Origin of the sequence: Leifsonia sp. McL0618, from assembly GCF_049994905.1 — a bacterium.
Lineage (GTDB): Bacteria > Actinomycetota > Actinomycetes > Actinomycetales > Microbacteriaceae > Diaminobutyricibacter.
In genome coordinates this window covers 4,136,974-4,156,935 of record NZ_CP188258.1, presented here as the reverse complement: position 1 = coordinate 4,156,935, position 19,962 = coordinate 4,136,974, and the positions used below count along the sequence as shown (strand labels likewise).

The window sequence follows — 19,962 nt, the reverse complement described above, 5'->3', positions numbered from 1 at the left end:
CCGGCCCGCGCCCGGCCCGCGCCAGCCCGCGCCAGCCCGCGCCAGCCCGCGCCCGGCCCGTCGAGCACACGGAAAAACACCCCAAACGTGCGAAATGGGGTGTCTTTTCCTGTGCTCGAGGTCGGCTACGGAGACGGGGAGAGAGCGGCGAGGTCTTTTTGGGCCTGGCGGGCGTCGCGCTCGAGGGTTTTGCGGCGCTGGCGGAGGGTGCGTTCGGCCTCGCGGGAAGCGGCGAGAGCGGACTCGGCGGATGCCAACTCACGCGACAGCCGGTCGCGCTCCGTCTCGAGCTGTTCCCGGCGCTCGCCTTCCGCCGACAGTGACTCCGTCACATCCGTGAGCTCGCTGAGAGTGTGCCGGGCGCGCCTCTCGGCGTCGGCACGACGGCGCTCGCGCGCCTTCCGTTCGGCCGCAGACTCGGCCGGGATCGTCTCGGCGGGTGTCTTCGCTTTGCTTTTCGCCGGGCCGTTCCCGCTGGGCGAAGGCCGGGGTGCTGGGAGGTCGTCGACGTCGACCGGCAGCGCGACGGCATCCGACACGTCGACCGGTTCGAGCCCGCTCGACTCGAGGCCGCGAACCAGGAAGCCGCTCTGCAACGCCGCCGCGGCACCCCGGTCGATCATCGCAGCCTGGAGCGTCTCCTCCACCTCGCGCAGTGTGCTCGCGCTGAGTCCCGGGACAGCGGATGCGAGCCTCTTCTCGGCCGACGCAATCACCTGTTGGCGGCGACGCGAGAATTCGCGCACCGCGTCGCGGTCGAGGCCCTCCTGGGCGGCCCGCAGACCGTCGCCGACCGCAAGAAGGTCATCGACGACGTCGGGTTCGGCGCGCACCAGGGCGTTGACGGCGCTCGCCGCGGCCGACGGCTTGCGGAATCCGCTGATCGCCTTCGCAGACGCCTTGTCTGACTCGGCCTTCGCTGCAGCGTTGCGTGCCGCGGTGAACTCCGCCGTCGGGAGCGCGTACAGGGTTCGCGCAACCTCATCCAGTCCGCCCACGACGCCACGCTACTCCAGACAGTGTGTCGCAGACCTGCCCGGCATGCGGCTCAATGGTTGCGGAGCGCGCTGACGAGCTCAGCCTTCTTCTTCGACGAATAGCCGGTCAAGCCCAGTTCTTTGGCTCGCTTGCGCAGGTCGGCGACCGTCCAGTCGTCGTAGGAGCCCGACTCGCCGCCCTTGCGGCCGACGGTGGAGCGTCCGCTGCGGGCGGCCGCGTTCGAGATGCGCGCGGACTTCTGCTTCGAGTCGCCCTGCTTGCGTAGTTCTTCGTAGAGCCCGGGGTCTTTCAGTTCGGGCTGGCGTCCGGGTGCCATGTCGGCCTCCTTCTCTGTTCGTTGCCGGCCTCTGTTCGTTACCGGCAAATGACTGGACCCCCGGGCCGTCAGGGTGCTGACGTTCCGGGGGTCCAGTGGTTATTGCGCTAGGGCGCTACACCGAGCGCCGACCGCTGATCATGCGTACCAGCCACACGATGATTGCCAAAACAAGGAGGATGATGCCCACCCACAGCAACCAGTTCAGGGCCGACACGAAGCCACCGGTGAAGAGGAGCACGATCGCGATGATTGCGACGATGAGGAGCAGTATGTTCATTTTGTTCTGACCTGCTTTCGTTGAGGGGGCGTCCAACAGACGCCGAACGACCCACACCGACGGTAGCCCCGTATAGGGGACGCATTCGACCCCTTGACTTGCCCACGGGACCGTGCTTGGTTCGCGCGCGGGCCGGACGCGGCGGCCGCGCCAATTGGTTGCCAAAAGAGCAGCCCGCGCGTCGATGGTTCGCCAATCTATTGGCAAGCTATCGCGCGCGGCGCGCGATGAGCCGCACGAGCAGGTACACCGCCGCGGCAAGCGCGACGAGCCCTGCGGCAGCGGAGGCCACCCCTGTGAGGTGACGCCGCACGGCGGCCACCTGGGCGCGCAGGGTCAATCGTTCACGGATGTCCTCGACAGCGATTGCGAGGTCGGCCCTCGCCCGCTCGACGTCCGTCATCTCTTCGTCGGTCATCCCCACCCATGGCCGTTCCACCTCGGTGCGCCACGTCTGCACCATCGCCGATCCGCCTTCCCGCCGCAGTATCCGGGCCTCGACGCCTACCCCCGGCAGCGTGCCCTGTGCCGCACGATACTCCGTGCGGCGACGCGCGGCTACGCTCGTGGTGCACGGTCGCACGGCCGCGAGGAGGAGGAACAGCGATGACCGACACCACCACCACGACGGTCGCCAACCCGTTCGACCTGTCCGGCTCGACCGCCCTCGTGACGGGCGCGTCCCGGGGACTCGGGCGCGCGATCGCCCTCGACCTGGCACGCGCGGGTGCGGATGTGGTGCTCGGGATGCGCGACCCGGGCGACGACCACGGCCTGGTCGCCGAGATCATGGCCCTCGGTCGCACCGCGATGCCTGTCGCCATGGATGTCACGGACCTCGTCCAGAGCCGTGCCGCCATCGACAGGGCCTTCGACGAGTTCGGTTCGCTGGACATCCTGGTGAACAACGCGGGCGGCGGCATCGACGGACCGGCGCTGGAGGTGACGGAGGCCGATTTCGACGCGGTGTGGGCTCTCAACACCCGGTCGACGTTCTTCCTCTCGCAGCATGCGGCGAGTCACATGATCGAGACCGGCGGCGGAGCGATCGTGAACATCGCGTCGCAGGCCGGCCTGGTGGCGCTGCCCGGCGAGGTGTCGTACTGCACTGCGAAGGCGGCGGTCGTCCACCTCACCCGGTGCCTCGCCGTCGAGTGGGGTGAGTTCGGCATCCGGGTGAACGCGGTCGCCCCGACCTTCATCGAGACCGACGGCACGCGGGCCGCCCTGTCCGATCCCGAGTTCCGCGCCGACACCGTCGAGCGCATCGCGGGCCTCCACCGCATCGGCGTCCCGCGTGAGGTGTCCGGTGCTGTTGTGTTCCTGGCGTCGCCCGCCGCGTCGCTGGTGACAGGGCAGACCCTGGCGATCGACGGAGGCTGGACCGCCCGCTAGCCCGGCGGGGGAGGAGACCGAAGGTGACCGAACAGGCTGAGCGCGCGCCGAGGGAGCGCCTCGGGCACGGACTGGCTCGCATGTCGGGGCGCGACCCCGCGGAGCTGCACCGCGCATCCACTCCGCTCGAGCTCCTTTTCGACCTCGCGTTCGTGGTCGCTTTCGGCCAGGCGGCCGACCAGCTCGCTCACCTGCTGGGCGAAGGCCACGTCGCGGTGGGCCTCGGAGCGTTCGCGTTCGCGATGGTCGCCGCATGCTGGGCGTGGATCAACTTCTCGTGGTTCGCGTCGGCCTACGACACCGACGACTGGTTCTACCGCACGACGACGATGGTGCAGATGATCGGCGTGATCGTGTTCGCGCTCGGCATCCCGGCGTTCTTCGCCTCTGTGGACGGCGGCCACGGCGTCAACAACGGCGTCATGGTCGCCGGCTATGTCGTGATGCGGGTGGCACTGGTCGTGCAGTGGTGCCGGGTCGCCGTGCAGGATCCGGTGCACCGCACGGCAGCACTCACATACGCGGGCTTCGTGTCGGTCGCGCAGGTGGGATGGGTGCTCGTCGCTTTCGCGGACCTCCCGCTGGGCGTCGTCATCATCGCCGCACCCGTGGTCTTCGTGATCGAACTCGCCGGCCCGGCAGTCATCGAGACGCGCCTCGGTGGGACCCCGTGGCATCCGCACCACATCGCGGAGCGGTACGGCCTGCTCACGATCATCGCGCTCGGCGAAGTGCTGTTCGGAACGGTCGCATCCGTCACTGCACTCGTGGGCGAGCAGGGCTGGAGCATGGAGGCGGTGATCGTCGTCGTCGCCGGCATCGGCCTGGTCTTCGGGCTGTGGTGGACCTATTTCATCCTTCCCGCCGGCCCCATCCTGTCCCGCCATCGCCGCCGCGCGGTGGTCTGGGGGTACAGCCACGTCTTCATCTATGCGGCGATCGCCGCTACCGGTGCCGGGCTGCACGTGTCTGCGTTCGTGATCGAGGGAACCACGGACATCGGCACGCTCGGGGCGACACTCGCCGTCGCCATCCCCGTGCTCGTGTTCTCGATCGCGCTCTTCCTCCTGTACACGTATCTGGTGCACCAGGGCGACCCGTTCCACGTGCTCCTCTTTGCGGGAACGGTGCTGCTGCTGGTGGCGGCGGTCGTCGTCGCGGCTGCCGGCGGAAGCATCGGAACCTGCCTCATTCTCGTCACGCTCTCGCCCGCTGTCGTCGTCGTCGGCTTCGAGACGGTCGGGCACCGGCACGAAGCGGTCGCGCTGGCGCGCACTCTCCGGTGACGACGGCAGCACAGGGTCTGGACAGATCGGCGCCGGGGCAACAGACTTTCGTTCATGAGCGTTACCGCTCGTGCCATCCGTACGCCTGATCAGCGCCTGCGGGTATTCGTCAGCTCGACTCTCAAGGAACTCGCTGCAGAGCGCCGGGCGGTCCGTTCTGCCATCGAACGGCTGCACCTCGCCCCGGTCATGTTCGAGCTCGGCGCACGGCCCCATCCGCCGCGCGAGCTCTACCGCGCATACCTCGAGCAGAGTGACGTCTTCGTCGGGCTGTACTGGGAGCGCTACGGCTGGGTCGCGCCCGAGGAGGAGGTGTCCGGCCTCGAAGACGAGTACAACCTTGCGCCGCCGACGCTCCCGAGACTGATGTACATCAAAGAACCGGCGGATGCGCGTGAGCCGCGTCTCGTCGAGCTGCTGGGGCGCATCCGCAACGACGACAGGGCGTCGTTCAAGTACTTTTCGACAGCGACCGAACTCGCGAAGCTGGTGGAAGCGGACCTCGCCACGCTGCTCGCCGAGCGATTCGATGAGAGCCGGGCGGCAGCCCAGGCGGCGGCGCAGGCGTCGGCCCAGGCTGTGACAGGGCAGGCTTCGGCAGCCACGGACGCGGCGACTGCATCCGCTCGCGGAGACGTTCCCGTCGCCCTGACCGAACTGATCGGCCGTGAGAGCGAAGTCGAAGAACTCTGCCGCATGCTCAGCGACGACACCATCCGCCTCGTGACCCTGACCGGACCGGGCGGGATCGGCAAGAGCCGTCTCGCCATCGAGGTCGCGAAAGCCCTCTCCGACCGGTTCGCCGGCGGCACCACATTCGTGCCGCTGTCCCCGTTGCGTGACCCCGCCCTGGTGCCCAATGCCATCGCCCAGGCGCTCGGAGTGCGGGATACCGGGGATGCACCGATCGTCGACAAGCTGGTGACGGCGCTGCGCGGGCGTCGCATCCTGCTGGTGCTCGACAACTTCGAGCAGGTGATCGACGCGGCGCCCACGATGGCCCGACTGCTGGTCGAAGCTCCGGGACTGACGTTGCTCGTCACGAGCCGGGCGCTTCTGCGCATTAGCGGTGAATGGAGTTTCGAGGTCGGACCGCTTGCGCTGCCCGACCTGTCCCGACGCCCGGCGCTCGCCGATGTACTCGCGAGCCCCGCGGTCGCGCTCTTCATCGAGCGCGCACGGGCGGTCAAGCCCGACTTCGAGGTCGGGCCGGACAACGACGAAGTGGTCGCCAGGATCTGCGAATCGCTCGACGGGGTGCCGCTCGCTCTCGAACTGGCGGCGGCGCGCATCCGCGTGCTGTCGCCGTCATCGCTGCTGGAGAGGCTCGACCGCAGGCTGGCCGTGCTCGTCGGGGGTGCGCGCGACCTTCCGGAACGGCAGCGGACCCTGCGTAACACGATCGAGTGGAGTGCCGGGCTGCTCAACGACGAACAGCGGCGGATGCTCGCCAGGCTCGGTGTCTTCCGCGGCGGTTTCTCCCTCGAAGCGGCAGAAGCGGTCGCAGTCGATTCGCCCGACATCGACGCACTGACCGTACTGGGAGAGCTGGTCGACAACAGCCTGGTCAGCCAGCAGGACCGCCGCACGTGGACACGGTTCCTCATGCTCGCCACGGTGCGCGAGTATGCGCTCGAACAGCTCACGCCGGATGAACTGGCGACCCTGCAGGAACGGCTCGCCGCGTACTTCCTCGACCTGGGTGACCGGATCGAGCTCGAACTGGAGGGACCGCGCCAGCGTGAGCTCGTGCAGCGCCTCACCGACGCGCGAGACAACCTGCGGGCTGTGCAGCGCTATCTGCTCGACCAGCATCGCTACGACGATGTCGCCCGGCTGGCCTGGGCGCTCTACGTCTACTGGTGGGTGGGCGGGCACCTCGGTGAGGTTCGCGGATGGGCGGACGAGATCCTGGATTCCGGGACGGAACTCGACGACCTCACCCGCGCGATCGCGCTCTACTTCACGACATCGATCGGGTTCTGGCAAGACCCGGACGGCATGGTCGCGCAGCGACTCACCGAGGCCGCCGACCTCTTTCACCGCACGGACAACCCGGGCGGCGAAGGACTCGCCCTGATCTCCCTCGGCGTCGCGCTGCTCGCGCGCATCAAGCCGGAACCTGAGAAGGCTTCGGAGGCGTTCGAGACGGCGGTTCGCTTGTTCCGCGAGAGCGGCGACGCCTGGGGAGAGTCGCTCGCCCTGATCACCCTGGGCCGGTTCTCGCTCGCCACCGGCCAGGCCCAGGCAGCACTGGAGCGATTCGAGGAGAGCCTGGCGCTGACCCGCGAACGGCACGACGAGCTGGGGGAGACGATCGCGATCCATCATGTGGCGTGGGCGCATCTCGCACTCGGCGCCAACGAAGCGGCTGCCGAGGAGTTCCGGGCCGGGCTGGAAGAGTCGTCCGATATCGGCCACGACGAAGGCATGGCATACGGACTCGAAGGGATGGTCGCGGTCGCCTCGATGCTCGGCGCCGTCGAACGGGCGGGGCGGATGCTGGGGGCGGCCCAGGCGCTGCGGGAACAGAGCGGCCTCACCAATTCGGCTGCCCGGATGCTGTACCAGCCTTTCGTCGACGCCGTCCTGGCCGGTGAACGCGCCGAGGAGTTCGAACGGGCCCGTGCTGCCGGCCGCGAGCTGACGCTGAGCGCGGCGGTAGACTTCGCGCTCGAACGCGCGGAGGCGGGCGATGGCCGCTGACTCGGGAACGGCCGGGCGCGCGGGTGCGACGGACCGCATCCTGCGCTACACGAAATGGGTAGCGCTCATCATCATCCCGTTCCTCGTGGTCGCCTGGGTGCTGCTCTACCTCCTCCCTGGCAACACGGAGCAGCTGTTCGCGTGGACGATCGCGCCCCCGCTGACCGCGATGTTCCTCGCCTCGGCCTACCTCGGCGGGATCGTCTTCTTCGTCAACGTGCTGCGGCCGAACAAGTGGCATCACGTGCGCTACGGCTTTCCCGCCGTCCTGGTGTTCGCGACCCTGCTGTCGATCGCGACATTCCTGCACTGGGACAGATTCCACCACGGGCATATATCGTTCATCGTCTGGGTCACGCTGTACGTCGTCACACCGTTCCTGGTGCTCGGCGTGCTCATCGTCAACCGCGGCCAGGATCCGGGCGTGCCCGACGAGCGCGACTACGCCCTCCCGCTCGTCGTCCGGATCGTGCTCGCGGCGATCGGGCTGTGCGCGTTCGTCGCCGGGCTGTTCCTCTTCTTCTCGCCGGCACAGACGATCGCGGTGTGGGGGTGGCCGCTGACCCCGCTGACCGCGCGGGTCGCCGGTGCGGTACTGACCCTGCCAGGGACGGTCAACGTGTGGATGCTCTGGGATGCGCGCTGGAGCGCGTTCCGCTGGGTGTTCCAGGCCCAGCTCGCGAGCCTCGTGTTCATCGTCGCCGCTCTCGCCATCCGCCGTGACGACATGCTGTGGGACCGGCCGTCGGCGATGCTGTTCGTGGGCGGGATGGTCTTCTCGCTCGTGGCGTACGTGGCCTTCTACCTGTGGTGCGACAGCAGGGCGCGGGCGCTCGCGGCGACGGCAGAACCGCTTTAGTCGAGCAGCGTACCGACCACGATCGTGCCGTCGAGCTCCTCCGACCGGAGGATGCTCGCCGCGAATCCGGCCTCCTCGAACGCCAGCACCGTCGCCGGAGCCTGCTGCACGCTGGTCTCGATCAGGAGGCGGCCCCGCGGGCGCAGCCAGTCGGGTGCCGCTGAGGTGATCCTCCGCTGCAGGTCGAGCCCGTCCGCGCCTCCGTCGAGGGCGACCTGCGGCTCGTGGATGCGCGCCTCGGGCGGCATGAGCGGGATCGCGTCCGTCGGGACATACGGCGCGTTTGCGACGATGATGTCGACCCGGCCGACGATGAAGACGGGCAGGGGGTCGAAGAGGTCGCCCTCGAAGACCTGGCCACGCGATCCGATGTTCGCACGCGCGCAGCGCACCGCCGCCGGTTCGATGTCACACGCGAAGACCTCGAGCCCGGGCTGGCGCTCGAGCAGGGCGGCGGCGACCGCGCCCGAACCGCAGCACATGTCGACCACCACCATGCCGGGGGTCGAGAGGGCGTCGGCCTCCTCGACGAGCAGCTGGGTACGCCGGCGAGGCACGAAGACGCCGGCCTCGACGATGATGCGGAGCCCGCAGAACGACGCCCAGCCGACGATGACCTCGAGTGGTTCACCCGCGACACGGCGATCGACCATCGATTCGAGTTCGCGGGACGATGCGGCGGCGTCGATGAGCATCCGCGCCTCCTCCTCGGCGAAGACGCAGCCGGCCGCGCGCAGCCGCGCGACGATGGACGACTCAGACGACAGGGATGGGATGGCCGCGACTCCTCGACGAGGTTGCTGCTGGACTCACCAATGGTAGTCGTGCAACCACCCGAACGCTCGCGATAGTGTCGAGCCGCCGGGGGGCGCAGTTCTCTCGGCCGAGAAGGGTGGCACGACCATGACCGACGAAAACGTTTCCCCCGCTTCAACGAGCGTCGAGCGTGCGGCGCCTGCGACTGTGCCGGCGGTCCCGCCCGCGGCGCCACCGGTCGGCACCGGACCGACGGCGGAGGCGATGGTCGGTCCGGTCAGCACCCGGCGCCCGCTGCGCTGGGGTTTCATCGTGACCCTCGGCGCCCTGGGGGCGCTGGCGGCAGGGCTCGCGGTGTACAACCTGCGCACGATCGTCTTCTCGGTCTTCCTGGCGATGTTCATCACCGTCGGCCTCGACCCGCTGGTGCGGTTCTTCCAGCGCCACGGCATGACCCGCACGTGGGCGATCGTGACGGTGATCCTCATCATCGTCGCCGTGCTCGTCGGGATCATCTGGGTCGTCGTGCCACTCATCGTGAACCAGATCCAGACGCTGATCAGCGTCATTCCACAAGAGGTGGCCAACCTCAGGGAGCAGGGCTGGTTCGACCCGTCGAACGCGGCGTCGAACGGTGTCATCGGCCAAGTCGTGAACTGGATCGCGAAGGAGGTCAGCGACCCCAAGTTCCTGACCGCCCTCGGCTCCGGCGCTGTCGGGCTCGGCTTCAGCATCATCAACGGCATCGCGTCGGGCTTCTTCATCGCTGTCCTGACGATCTACTTCGTCGGCACCTACGACGCGATCAAGCAGGGGGGATATCGGCTGGTCGCCGCCTCGCGCCGCGAGACGTTCAAGGGGTACACCGAACGCATCCTGCAGAACGTCGGCAAGTACCTGAGCGGGATGGTCATCCTGGCGTTCTTCAATGCGGTCTACAGCGTGATACTGCTGCTGATCGCGCAGGTACCCGGGGCGTTCCTCATCGGTATCCTCGCGTTCTTCATCACTCTCATCCCGCTGATCGGCACCATCCTCACGACGTGCGTGATGACGGTGCTCGCCTTCATCCACTCGCCGACCTCGGGCCTGGTGGTCCTGATCTTCATGCTCATCTACATGCAGGTCGAGGCATATATCCTCACACCGAAGGTCATGAGCAAGGCGGTCAAGATCCCGGGCTCGGTGGTGCTCATCTCGGCACTCGCGGGCGGCACGCTCTTCGGGCTGCCGGGCGCACTCGTCGCCATCCCCATCTCGGCCGGGATCAACCTCATCATCACCGAAGTCGTGATGCCGGCGAAGCAGCAGTTGTAGCCTTCTCGGCCGAGCGCGCGCCCGTTGCGGTCGAGCGCGCCCTCGTTGCGTCCGAGCGTGCCCGTTGCGGCCGAGCGTGCCCCGTGGAACGCGCACCCTCGACCGGAGGTGGCACGGTCGCTTCTGTCAGCACCACGCGCGGAGACTCGATCGGCGCGGGTGCGGGTGGGGGTGCGGGCGCGCGTCCGGCCGCGCGTCGGCGCGAACGCGTGCGCCAGACCTGTTGTCCCGGCAGCCGCCGGGCAATAGCCTCAAAAGCGTGACAACACCATCCGCGACCATCGCCGTCTCGCTCGACGGGCGCCTCTTCCGATTCGACGGCACCAGCACTGCACCGTTCGTGCCTGGCGGCTTCGTCACCATCACCGAACCGAACGGCCGCGTGCAGATCGGCCAGGTGGATGCGCTCGAATACGAACCGGGCGGAGAACTGGCCGGAGCCGGCACGCTGCTCGCAGCGATCACCGTAGAGGGACTGCTCGACCGTCGCGCCACGGCAGCGTTCACGACCGCCGAACTCGCGCCCGCCGACGCCGACACGATCGGCCTGGTGCACTCGGAAGCGGGCGCGGCGCTCGCGGTCGGCTCCCTGCAGTCGGCCGCGGACATCCCGGCGCGACTCGTGCCCAACCGCTTCAACCGGCACACCTTCTGGTGCGGCCAGAGCGGCTCAGGCAAGACCTACGCCCTCGGGGTGGTGCTCGAGCAGCTGCTCGTGCACGCCGCTCTGCCGATGGTGATCTTCGACCCCAACGCGGACTTCGTGCGGATGCGCGAACTGACCAGCGCGGGCTCGCCCGAAGAGCGGGACGCCCTGCAGGAGCGTGACATCCGCGTCCTGCGTCCCGGCCGGACGGCGGACTCGCTGTACGCACGCTTCACCTCGCTGTCCATGCGCGCCAAGGCCGCGATCCTGCGGCTCGACCCGGTCGCAGACCGCGTCGAATACAACGCCCTGCTGCGCCTCGAAGACACGGTCGGCAGCGGGGATGCGGATGCGATCATCCCGAGGCTGCGCGCGAGCGCCGACGAATCCGCGCACGCGCTCGCCCTCCGGGTCGAGAACCTGCGACTCGTCGACTGGGAGGTGTGGGCGCAGGAACACCGCGCGGTGACCGAGATCCTCGATGAACGGCCCGACGCGACCGTGCTCGACCTCGGCGGCTTCGCCTACGCCGACGAACAGCTCGTCGTGGCGATGTCGGTGCTCGACGACCTGTGGAGGAAGCGCGAGGAACGGCGGCCCATCCTCATCGTGATCGACGAAGCGCACAACCTGTGCTCTCCGGACGACGACGGCCCGCTGCACCGTGCCGTGCGGGAGCGGATCATCCAGATCGCCGCAGAGGGACGCAAGTTCGGGCTCTGGCTGCTGCTGTCGACGCAGCGGCCGTCGAAGATCCACCCGAGCATCATTTCGCAGTGCGACAACCTGGCGCTGATGAAGATGAGCTCGCCCACGGACCTCGACGAACTCGCCACGATCTTCGGCTACGCACCCCCGGCCCTGCTGGCGCGCGCGCCGCGGTTCCGTCAGGGCGAGGTGCTCTTCGCCGGCGGATTCGTTCCGGCGCCGATCCTCGCGTCGATGCGCACGAGGCTCACCGTCGAGGGCGGGGTCGACGTGCGAGTGCCCCTGCGCTGACTCAGTCGTTGGTTGCCGCGGGGAGCACGGGGAGCGAGACGCGGAACGCCGTGCGGCCGGGAACGCTCTCGACAGAGACCGTTCCGCCGTGCGCCTCGGCGACCGCGTGCACGATGGCGAGGCCGAGGCCCGTACTGCCGGCGGTGCGCGAGCGCGACACGTCGCCGCGCACGAAACGTTCGAACAGGGCCGGCTGCAGGTCTGCGGGGATGCCGGGTCCGTCATCCGTCACGACGAGCTCGACGCGGTCGCCGGCGCGGCGCAGGCTCGTGACGACGGTCGTGCCGGGCGGGGTGTGGACGCGCGCGTTGGCGAGCAGGTTGACGACGACTTGACGGAGCTGGCGGCCATCCGCGTGGAGCACCACCGGGTCTTCGGACATCTCCATGCGCCAGACGTGGTCGGGGCCCGCATGGTGGGCATCCATCACGGCTTCGGTCACCATCGCGGACAGGTCGACGTCACGCATGTCGGATTCCGGTTCGGAGTCGAGTCGCGCGAGCAGCAGCAGGTCTTCGACGAGTGACGTCATCCGCACGGCCTCCGACTCGATGCGGTCGACGTTGCGGCGGAGAGCGGGGGATGCGTCGTCGTAGCTCCGCTGCGACAGCTCGGCATACGCGCGGATGGTCGCCAGCGGTGTGCGGAGCTCGTGGCTCGCATCCGCCACGAACGTCCTCACTTTCGTCTCGGCGGCCTCCCGCACGACGAGAGCGTTCGACACGTGGCCGAGCAGTTGGTTGAGTGCCGACCCGACCTGTCCGACCTCACTGCCGGCTTCGATGTCCTTCTCGCTGACCCGCATGGTCTCAGGCACCTCGCCGCGGTCGAGCGTGAGCTCGGTGACAGCGGATGCGGTGGCCGCGACGTGCTGCAACGGACGCAGCGCACGCCGCACGCTCACCGCCGCTGCCGCGCCTGCCAGCAGCAACCCGGCGATCGCGACGATGCCGATCACCAGGGCGAGCTGGTCGATGGTTCCCTCCATGCTCTCGAGGGGAAGCCCGGTGATGAAGACGGTGCCGTCGTCTGTCGCGGTGCTCTCGACGCGATACTCGCCCAGCCCGGCGAGGGTCACCGTATGCGGTTCTCCGTCGCGGGGGACCGCCCGGAGCTGGGTCTTCACCGCGGTCGACAGCTGGTGCTGGTTGCCCTGGTTGTCGGTGAAGCCCTGGACGATGAAGGTTCCGTCGCGGAGGACGGCGACCACGGTGTTCGCGGACTGACCCGGGGCGCCGACGAATGGATGGTCGCCATCGTGATCGGCGTCGGTGTTGGTGTTGGTGCTGCCGGTGCCGGTGCTGCCGGTGCCGGGTTGCTGGTCGCTGTGCGGGGGAAGGTCGGCTTTCGCGTCAACAGCCCGCTGGGAGGCCTGGGCCAGGTTCTGGTCGACCTGCCCCAGCAGGTAGCTCTGCAGGGAGAGCACGGTGACGATGCCGATCACGAGGCTGGTGACGGCCAGCAGGCCGGCGAGGATGGCGACGAGGCGCCAGCGCAGGGTTCGGTGGCGCTTCAGGGCGGGCGGACGCGTCATGTCGCCGGCTTCAGGATGTAGCCGGCGCCGCGCACGGTGTGGATCATCGGAGTGCGGCCCGCGTCGATCTTGCGACGCAGGTACGAGACATACATTTCGACGACGTTGGATGTCGCGCCGAAGTCGAAGCCCCAGACGTCGGTCAGGATCTGCTCCTTGCTGAGCACGCGGCGCGGGTTGCGCATGAAGTAGCGCAGGAGATCGAACTCGGTCGCGGTGAGGTCGATGTTCTCGCCGCTGCGGACGGTGCGGCGGTTCTCCTCGTCGAGCTGCAGGTCGCCCACGGTCAGCACGGCGTCGACGGGATCCATCGTCACACCGGTCGAACTGCGGGCGAGGCTCCGCGCCCGCGCGATGAGCTCGGCGATGCTGAACGGCTTCGTGACGTAGTCGTCGCCGCCTGCGTGCAGGCCGGCCAGGCGGTCCTCCTGGGAGTCCATCGCGGTCAGGAAGAGCACACGCGTCTCTTCACGGTCATTGCGCACGCGCGCGAGCACGTCGAAGCCGTCGAGGTCGGGCATCATGATGTCGAGCACGATCACGTCGGGGGCGAATTCGCGCGCGGCGAACAGGACCTCGCGTCCGCGGTTCAGGGTGCGGACATCCCACCCGTCGGACTCGAACGCGAGACCGACCGCTTCGGCGAGGAGCTCCTCGTCGTCGACGACGAGCACGCGCAGCGGCGAACCGTCGATACGCCGCAGGTTCGCGGTCGACGTGATCGGCGCGGGGCCGCGCGCATTCCGGGAGCTCACGCCTCAAGTATCGCGACCCCGCGCAACGCCCGCTGTGCTTTTCCTATGCGTTTGGGAAGACTCCCGTTTCGTCGAGCACAGGAAAAAGCACCCCAAAATTCGAGATTGAGGTGCTTTTTCCTGTGCTCGAGGCCGCGCGCGGAGACCGCGTCAGGCGTCGATGTGGTCGCCGGCGGCGGTGAAGCGCTCGGGCGGGCCGTCCTGGGCGGCCGCCGGGTCCATCCAGAAGACCTCCCAGAAGTGGCCGTCCGGGTCGAGGAAACTCCTCGTGTACATGAACCCGTAGTCGTGCGTGTCACGCGCGAACCGGCCGCCCGCCGCGAGCGCCCGGTCGACGAGCTCGTCCACTCCCTCACGGGTTTCGGCGGTCAGGCCGAGCATCGTCTCGGTCGCCGTGTGCGCATCCGCCACCTCGGTGGTGATGTAGGTGGCGAAGTAGGGACGGGACAGCAGCACCACGAAGAGGGTGTCGCTGATGCGGACAGTCGCGTTCTGTTCGCCCGAGAAGTTCTCGTCGAACGTGTAGCCGAGTGCGGCATAGAAGGCCCGGGAGGCAGTGAGGTCTTCGACGGGCAGGTTGACGAACATCATGGTTGACATGGCGTTTCGGCCTTTCGTGATCAGTCCTCGACCGCTGTGGCCAGGGACTCCAGGAGTTCGATGGTGCCCTCTTTGCGCTGTTCGGTGTTGTCGAGATCGTCGAAGTAGACGCCCTGTTCGGTCAGCGTGAGTCGGGTTCCCGTCGCGGTCGGAGTGAGTTCGATCGACGCGAGCGAGACGGAGAGGCGCTGCCCGTCGACGCGCATCTCGTAGTCGTAGACGAGGCGGAGGTCGTCGACGACCTCGTGGTAGTAGGCGTCGAAGCGCGAGACCGGTCCACCCTCGCCGAACTGGCCTTCGCTGTGTTCGCGGCCTCCCTCGCGGAAGTCGAGCGACGAGCCGATGTGCCGCCACTCGTCGCTGGGTGCCTCGAACCACTTCGCCTTGATCGCGGGGTCGGAGAACGCCTTGAAGACCTTCGCGGGCGACGCCTTGTATTCGCGTTCGAGGGTGAACGTGCTGTGGGTGAGTTTGCGTTCGGTCATGGGTGTGTCCTTCCGGTTGCAGGGGTGGTGGATGGGTCGGTCAGTCGTCTTCTTCGAGCAGCGCGCCGAGGCGGTCGAGGCGTCGCTCCCAGGTGGTGCGCCGCTCGATGATCCAGTCTTCGACGGTGCGGAGTGCTTCGGGCTCGATCCTGCAGATACGCACACGGCCCTCCTTCTCGGTGTGGATGAGCCCGCTCTCTTCGAGCACACGGAGGTGCTGCAGGATGGCCGCGAGCGTCATCGCGAACGGCCGGGCGAGATCCGAGACGGATGCGGGACCCTGCGTCATCCGATCGACGAGCGCGCGACGTGTCGGGTCGGCGAGCGCCTGGAACATCAGGTCAAGCTCTGCTGGTTGCTTAAGCATGTCCTTTAGTAAAGCACCGACTTAACTATTGCGCAACCCGCGCCTGGTCCTGCGCCCGTCGAGCACAGGAAAAGACACCTCAAAATTTGCGTTTGGGATGCTTTTCCCTGTGCTCGACGGGCGGCGGTGCGTCAGGTGAGAAGGTGAGGTGCGAGCGGATGCGGCGGATCAGGCGCTCGGGATAGCGATCGAGCTCTCTCGCAGTGACGTACACGACCACCCAGCCCTCGGCCTCGAGTCGTTCCCGGCGAAGGATGTCATCGTCATACACCTCCGCGTCGGTGCGATGATGGCCACCTTGGTACTCCACGGCAACCCGCTCAGCCGGGTAGGCCAGATCGACCATGGTCCGTGAATCCGAGGCACGCAGGCGAAAATTGAGCTCGGGTTCGGGCATTCCGGCACTGAGAAGGAGCAACCGCAACCGTGTCTCCCTGGGCGAAAGCGGCCCATAGCGTACGAGTTCGAGGGCCCGTCGTGCCCGTGCCAGCCCACGGACCCCTGCGTGTCGTCGAACGGCCGCCCGGAGATCGTCGAGCGAGCAGAGGGGCGGAGCCCCCGAGTACGGTTCGTCGCCGGTGACCAGGAAGTCGCCGGCAGCGACCAGATCGGTCTCGCGGAGAGCCGGCGCAAGACGCACCCACGTGTCGGCCGGCCCGACGATCGGCAGCCCGTCGACGGCCGCGAGTGATTCGCCACGCGGCTCGAGCTCATGGGAGACGACATCGCGGAGCTGTGGTGCGCGCCGCGGTGCGAACACGGTGATGTGCACGGGCTCGTCGGCAATCCTGCGCGGCAGAGGCACCAGGAGGATCGCGGCCGCCGAAAAGTGGCTGAAGCGGGCTTCGCCATCGAGTCGGGGAAGCAGTGCCCGACACCGATCCCGATGATTCGACAGGTCCAGGCCCGTGGCACGGACCCCGTGGAACGGCCGCTGCAGATCGCGCGACGACAGTCTGCCCCTCGCGACGCCGGCCGCGCGAGCTTCCCGCACAAGAAATGGCGAGCGAGCGATCTCGTCGGGGAGTGGGCTGTTCGTCCGCATCCCCTCATACTCACCGATTCGCCCGACGCCTGTCGTTCTCTCTCCACAGCCCCGCCGGGCACAGGAAAAGACACCTCAAAACGCTGTTTTGGGGTGCTTTTCCCTGTGCTCGAGGGAGGGGTGCGAGCTCAGGCGAAGTCGGAGGCGAAGGCGAAGGCGAGGCGGCGCACGGCATCCGGTGCGGGCGTGCCGGCACGCAGCGCGATGAGGTCGCGCCAGCCGGGCCACCGGAGCAGCGCGAGCGCGTTCGCCGCGTGCGTCCGTTCGAGGATGTGCGGCGGCACGACCTGCGGGTCGGCCGACGTGAGGAGGGGGAGCAGCTCGTCGTACGCGTCCGCCAGGGTCGTCGACGTCGGGTCGAGCCCGACGACGATCAGGGTTCCGGTCGGTTCAGTGTCGACCGGGATGACGGCGAGTTCGGGTCGCAGTTCGCGCAGGATGCCCGCCACCTTGAACACATCGCCGGTCCAGTAGTCGGTGGTGCGCACCCGCGAGGCCTCCTCGTGGTTGCGCGGCAGCATGTCGTCGAAGACGACCACCGAACCGGGCCCGCACAATCGTTCGATGTTGACGAAATCGCGGAACGCGAAGTCGGCATGGTGCATCCCGTCGATGAAGGCGAGATCGAGCGGGATGCCCGCGAAGAATTCCGAGGCTTCGTCGCCGGCGAAGAACTCGTCGCTGGTGCGGCGCGCGAGCAGGAACTCGCCGCGCAGTTCGCGGGTGATGTGGTAGTCCGGATCGATCCCGATGCTCTTCGCGTGGGACAGGGAGAGGCCGTAGCCGTCATCGAGGCCGACTTCGAGATAGGTACGGGGCCGCAGCAGCTCGTGGAGCGCGGAAAGGAACTCGTGCCGTTCCATTCAGTTCTCCGCGTTGGGCGGATGGGTGATGTCAGGCCGCCGCGAACCGGCGCTGTGAACGCTCCCGCAGCTTCTGTGCTTCTTCTTCGCGGTTCTTAGGCGGTGCGGTCGTCACCAGGTCGGCGAGGAGGTGGCGGGAGATGTGGGCGATCTCTTCGACGGCACGTTCGAAGGCCTCGGCATTCGCTTTGGACGGTTTCGTCGAGCCGCTGATCTTGCGGACGAACTGCAGGGCGGCAGCGTGCACCTCGTCATCCGTGGCGGCGGGTTCGAAGTTGTAGAGAGTATGGATATTCCTGCACATGGTGACGAGAGTACTCGCGCCCACCGACGGAGTCGACGTACAGTTCCAACATGAATCGTGTCGACTATTTCGAAATTGGTTCACCTGATCCTGAGGCGTCGAAAGCGTTCTACGCCGGCCTCTTCGACTGGGAGGTGGGTCCGCCGGGGCCCGCCGCGTACAGCATGGTGAATGGCGACGCGGGCGGCCTGTGGGACACCAGCGCGATCGGCGCAGCCAGTTGGGCGATCTTCTATGTGCACGTCGACGACGTTCCCGCAGCACTCGCCCGTGCGGTGAGTCTCGGGGCCGAAGTCGCCATGCCGGTGGTCGACAACGGCCGTATCGAGTTCGCGCATCTCGTCGACCCTCTCGGCAACCGGTTCGGCATCTGGCGCCCCAAGGATGAGGCGTGAGGCCGGATGAACTGACGGCGTTCATCCGCGACCTCAACGGTGCGGAGGAGACCTACCCGTTCGGCCCGGAGGCGCGGGTGTTCAAGGTCGCAGGCAAGGTGTTCTCCATCGACAGCACGCCTGTCGGCGGCGAGTCGATCACGGTGAAGGCGCTGCCCGAGAATGTGCCACGCCTGATCGGCAGTGTCGACGGCATCGGCCCGGGCTACCACATGAACAAGAAGCACTGGGTGACCGTGCGACTCGACGGTTCTGTCGAGTTCGAGCACGTGTGCGAACTGGTTGCCGAGTCGCACGCGATCATCGTCGCCTCGCTGCCCAAACGCATCCGGATGGGCCTCGAGGGCTGACGGTCACCGCTCATGGAACCGTGACGACGAGCTTGCCGGCCACGTGCCCGTCTGCCAGCCGGCGCACGGCATCGGCCGCCCGGTCGAGCGGGAACGTCTGCTCGATGTGGGGTGTGACGGCCCCCGCCTGGGCGCGTTCGGCCAGATACTCCAGGTCGCCGGCGTTGGCGCGGGCGAGCATTCCGCCGAGCGACTGCCTCGCGAACGGGGCGACGACCCCGGCCCGCAGGTTGCGGGAGATGCCACCGAGCACCGGGCCGCCGCCTTCGCCGCCGACGAGTACGAGCGTTCCGCCCGGTGCAAGCAGGTGGCGCAGGATGCTCAGCCGGCGGTTGCCCGCCGTGTCGACGACGAGGTCGAAACGCGGTCCCTGGGTTTCAAGCCCGTCGCGGGTGTAGTCGATGACCTCGTCAGCGCCGAGGCTGGACACGAGCGGCACCTTGGCTGTGCTGCAGACGCCGGTCACGTGCGCTCCGAAGTCGACGGCGAGCTGGACGGCGAACGAGCCGACGCCTCCCCCCGCACCGATCACGAGCACGCGTTGCCCTGGCTTCACTCCGCCTCTGTCACGAAGGGCCTGCAGCGCCGTCACACCGGAGGTCGGCATCGCTGCCGCCTCGACGAAGCTGAGCCGTGCAGGCTTCCGCGCGAGCCGGTCCTGCCGTGCGATGGCGAATTCTGCGAAGGAGCCCGCGGACATGCCGAACACCTCGTCGCCGGGCGCGAAACCGGTCACGTTCGCGCCCGTGGCCTCGATCACGCCGGCGACATCCGACCCGCGCACCAGTGTTTTCGGCGCGCGCATCCCGAATCCGACCGCACGGATGAGGTACGGCTTTCCTTCCATGATGTGCCACACGCTCGGATCGACGCCGGCCGCATGGACACGGACGAGCACCTCGTCGTCAGTGGGCGCCGGACGGTCGATGTCGGCGAGCGCGAGTTCGTCGGCCGACCCGTAACGGTGCTGGACTATTGCCTTCATGATCGTGTTTGCTCTGCTGGATACTGGAATACCTCATCGAGCGGCACGCCGAAGGTGCCGGCGATCTGGAAGGCCAGCTCGAGCGTGGGCGAATAGCGCCCCTGCTCGATGGCGATCACGGTCTGCCGGGTCACCCCGATGCGCTCGGCGAGTTCGGCCTGCGTCATCTCGCCGTGGCGGAATCGGAGGGCGCGGATCGCGTTGGTGACCCGCGTCGGCTTCACCATGTCGGCATCCCCCTGCGGTAGGCGACGATCTTGACGATCGAACCGACGATCGCCGAGAGCACGAAGCCCAGGTAGAGCACGTTGGCGATCCAGAAGTATTCGGCCTGCGCCATCGCGAGGAAGAGCGCCGCGGCAGCGCCGACGATCAGGACCCAGTGCCCGGTGTATTCGCCGAACCGGCCGATCTCGCGGTCACGCGTGTCTTTCTTGCCGGTGTCGCGCGGGGTGAAGAACGACCAGAGGATGGTCAGCACGATGGAGGCCAGGATGGAACCCCCGATCGCCCAGAGCATCGCAGGCACGTAGTCGACGGTGGTCAGAGGGATACCGGATGCCTGGCTCAGCACGACGGCGGCGTAGATCACGTAGACGACAGTGGCAACGACCACCATCACCCATGAGCTTCTCTCTTCGGATGACATGTTCGCTCCAATGTAAAATAATATTGACATCTCCGAGAGTAAGCGTCATTTGACATGATGTCAAGAAAATT

General features: G+C 67.8%; 24 protein-coding genes. 8 read left to right on the top strand and 16 right to left on the bottom strand.

The window, feature by feature from the left end; genetic code table 11:
- Window positions 1–125: 125 nt before the first annotated feature.
- The 4 genes from ACPPVQ_RS19945 to ACPPVQ_RS19930 all read right to left on the bottom strand — a co-directional run bounded on the left by ACPPVQ_RS19945 (window position 126) and on the right by ACPPVQ_RS19930 (window position 2,058).
- Window positions 126–998: a hypothetical protein gene (locus ACPPVQ_RS19945; protein ID WP_426517205.1), complete on the bottom strand. Its 873-nt coding sequence runs from the start codon at window positions 996–998 to the stop codon at window positions 126–128.
- 50 nt (window positions 999–1,048) lie between these two features.
- Window positions 1,049–1,315, bottom strand: a complete 267-nt coding sequence (locus tag ACPPVQ_RS19940) for a DUF7218 family protein (protein ID WP_426517203.1) — start codon at window positions 1,313–1,315, stop codon at window positions 1,049–1,051.
- 115 nt (window positions 1,316–1,430) lie between these two features.
- Window positions 1,431–1,595 (bottom strand): hypothetical protein, encoded by a 165-nt coding sequence (locus ACPPVQ_RS19935; RefSeq protein ID WP_426517201.1) that lies wholly within the window; start codon window positions 1,593–1,595, stop codon window positions 1,431–1,433.
- Between the two features lie 208 nt (window positions 1,596–1,803).
- Entirely contained in the window at window positions 1,804–2,058 is a 255-nt protein-coding gene (locus tag ACPPVQ_RS19930) for a hypothetical protein (RefSeq protein ID WP_426517199.1), read from the bottom strand.
- A gap of 143 nt (window positions 2,059–2,201) precedes the next feature.
- Between ACPPVQ_RS19930 and ACPPVQ_RS19925 the strand changes: the two genes are divergently transcribed.
- From ACPPVQ_RS19925 to ACPPVQ_RS19910, 4 genes are read left to right on the top strand one after another with little or no spacing between them, the layout of a single operon-like run.
- A complete protein-coding gene (locus tag ACPPVQ_RS19925; RefSeq protein WP_426517197.1) occupies window positions 2,202–2,990 on the top strand; it encodes an SDR family NAD(P)-dependent oxidoreductase in 789 nt (262 codons plus the stop codon).
- Window positions 2,991–3,013: 23 nt separating this feature from the next.
- Entirely contained in the window at window positions 3,014–4,276 is a 1,263-nt protein-coding gene (locus ACPPVQ_RS19920) for a low temperature requirement protein A (RefSeq protein WP_426517195.1), read from the top strand.
- A 54-nt stretch (window positions 4,277–4,330) separates the two neighbouring features.
- Window positions 4,331–6,982 carry an ATP-binding protein gene (locus ACPPVQ_RS19915; protein ID WP_426517193.1) on the top strand — a complete coding sequence of 884 codons (2,652 nt, stop codon included), beginning with the start codon at window positions 4,331–4,333 and terminating at the stop codon, window positions 6,980–6,982.
- Window positions 6,972–7,841 (top strand): hypothetical protein, encoded by an 870-nt coding sequence (locus ACPPVQ_RS19910; RefSeq protein ID WP_426517191.1) that lies wholly within the window; start codon window positions 6,972–6,974, stop codon window positions 7,839–7,841. The genes ACPPVQ_RS19915 and ACPPVQ_RS19910 overlap by 11 nt, the downstream gene beginning before the upstream one ends.
- Here the strand turns inward: ACPPVQ_RS19910 and ACPPVQ_RS19905 are convergent.
- On the bottom strand, window positions 7,838–8,578 hold the full coding sequence (locus ACPPVQ_RS19905) for a putative protein N(5)-glutamine methyltransferase (protein ID WP_426521333.1): 741 nt from the start codon (window positions 8,576–8,578) through the stop codon (window positions 7,838–7,840). The genes ACPPVQ_RS19910 and ACPPVQ_RS19905 overlap by 4 nt on opposite strands.
- Window positions 8,579–8,744: 166 nt before the next feature.
- On the opposite strand from ACPPVQ_RS19905, the gene ACPPVQ_RS19900 reads away from it, so the two are divergent.
- Together ACPPVQ_RS19900 and ACPPVQ_RS19895 are read left to right on the top strand one after the other, a co-directional pair.
- Complete coding sequence (locus tag ACPPVQ_RS19900; RefSeq protein ID WP_426517189.1) at window positions 8,745–9,914, top strand: AI-2E family transporter; 1,170 nt, start codon at window positions 8,745–8,747, stop codon at window positions 9,912–9,914.
- Window positions 9,915–10,173: 259 nt separating this feature from the next.
- Complete coding sequence (locus ACPPVQ_RS19895) at window positions 10,174–11,559, top strand: ATP-binding protein (protein WP_426517188.1); 1,386 nt, start codon at window positions 10,174–10,176, stop codon at window positions 11,557–11,559.
- Between the two features lies 1 nt (window position 11,560).
- Here the strand turns inward: ACPPVQ_RS19895 and ACPPVQ_RS19890 are convergent, their stop codons facing one another.
- The 8 genes from ACPPVQ_RS19890 to ACPPVQ_RS19855 form a co-directional block, all read right to left on the bottom strand.
- Window positions 11,561–13,093 (bottom strand): sensor histidine kinase, encoded by a 1,533-nt coding sequence (locus tag ACPPVQ_RS19890; RefSeq protein WP_426517186.1) that lies wholly within the window; start codon window positions 13,091–13,093, stop codon window positions 11,561–11,563.
- On the bottom strand, window positions 13,090–13,848 hold the full coding sequence (locus ACPPVQ_RS19885; RefSeq protein ID WP_426517184.1) for a response regulator transcription factor: 759 nt from the start codon (window positions 13,846–13,848) through the stop codon (window positions 13,090–13,092). The genes ACPPVQ_RS19890 and ACPPVQ_RS19885 overlap by 4 nt, the downstream gene beginning before the upstream one ends.
- A 150-nt stretch (window positions 13,849–13,998) precedes the next feature.
- The gene (locus ACPPVQ_RS19880; protein ID WP_426517182.1) at window positions 13,999–14,448 is read right to left on the bottom strand and encodes a VOC family protein; all 450 of its coding nucleotides are present in this window, start codon (window positions 14,446–14,448) and stop codon (window positions 13,999–14,001) included.
- 20 nt (window positions 14,449–14,468) lie between these two features.
- Entirely contained in the window at window positions 14,469–14,933 is a 465-nt protein-coding gene (locus ACPPVQ_RS19875; protein ID WP_426517181.1) for an SRPBCC family protein, read from the bottom strand.
- A 40-nt stretch (window positions 14,934–14,973) separates the two neighbouring features.
- Window positions 14,974–15,300, bottom strand: coding sequence for an ArsR/SmtB family transcription factor (locus tag ACPPVQ_RS19870; protein ID WP_426517179.1), 327 nt, complete (start codon window positions 15,298–15,300; stop codon window positions 14,974–14,976).
- A 79-nt stretch (window positions 15,301–15,379) separates the two neighbouring features.
- Entirely contained in the window at window positions 15,380–16,345 is a 966-nt protein-coding gene (locus ACPPVQ_RS19865) for a DUF559 domain-containing protein (RefSeq protein ID WP_426517177.1), read from the bottom strand.
- A gap of 128 nt (window positions 16,346–16,473) precedes the next feature.
- Complete coding sequence (locus ACPPVQ_RS19860; protein WP_426517175.1) at window positions 16,474–17,208, bottom strand: class I SAM-dependent methyltransferase; 735 nt, start codon at window positions 17,206–17,208, stop codon at window positions 16,474–16,476.
- A gap of 31 nt (window positions 17,209–17,239) precedes the next feature.
- Window positions 17,240–17,512: a DUF2277 domain-containing protein gene (locus tag ACPPVQ_RS19855; protein ID WP_426517173.1), complete on the bottom strand. Its 273-nt coding sequence runs from the start codon at window positions 17,510–17,512 to the stop codon at window positions 17,240–17,242.
- Window positions 17,513–17,562: 50 nt separating this feature from the next.
- Here ACPPVQ_RS19855 and ACPPVQ_RS19850 point away from each other — a divergent pair, with 50 nt between their 5' ends.
- Complete coding sequence (locus ACPPVQ_RS19850) at window positions 17,563–17,907, top strand: VOC family protein (RefSeq protein ID WP_426517171.1); 345 nt, start codon at window positions 17,563–17,565, stop codon at window positions 17,905–17,907.
- Complete coding sequence (locus ACPPVQ_RS19845; protein ID WP_426517169.1) at window positions 17,904–18,257, top strand: MmcQ/YjbR family DNA-binding protein; 354 nt, start codon at window positions 17,904–17,906, stop codon at window positions 18,255–18,257. The genes ACPPVQ_RS19850 and ACPPVQ_RS19845 overlap by 4 nt, the downstream gene beginning before the upstream one ends.
- A 10-nt stretch (window positions 18,258–18,267) precedes the next feature.
- Here the strand turns inward: ACPPVQ_RS19845 and ACPPVQ_RS19840 are convergent, their stop codons facing one another.
- Genes ACPPVQ_RS19840 through ACPPVQ_RS19830 form a run of 3 tightly spaced genes read right to left on the bottom strand, consistent with a single transcriptional unit; the run spans window position 18,268 to window position 19,891 of the window.
- Window positions 18,268–19,242, bottom strand: coding sequence for an NAD(P)-dependent alcohol dehydrogenase (locus tag ACPPVQ_RS19840; RefSeq protein ID WP_426517167.1), 975 nt, complete (start codon window positions 19,240–19,242; stop codon window positions 18,268–18,270).
- Complete coding sequence (locus tag ACPPVQ_RS19835; protein WP_426517165.1) at window positions 19,239–19,469, bottom strand: helix-turn-helix transcriptional regulator; 231 nt, start codon at window positions 19,467–19,469, stop codon at window positions 19,239–19,241. The genes ACPPVQ_RS19840 and ACPPVQ_RS19835 overlap by 4 nt, the downstream gene beginning before the upstream one ends.
- Window positions 19,463–19,891, bottom strand: coding sequence for a hypothetical protein (locus ACPPVQ_RS19830; RefSeq protein ID WP_426517163.1), 429 nt, complete (start codon window positions 19,889–19,891; stop codon window positions 19,463–19,465). Before ACPPVQ_RS19830 ends, ACPPVQ_RS19835 begins: the two co-directional genes overlap by 7 nt.
- Window positions 19,892–19,962: the final 71 nt, after the last annotated feature.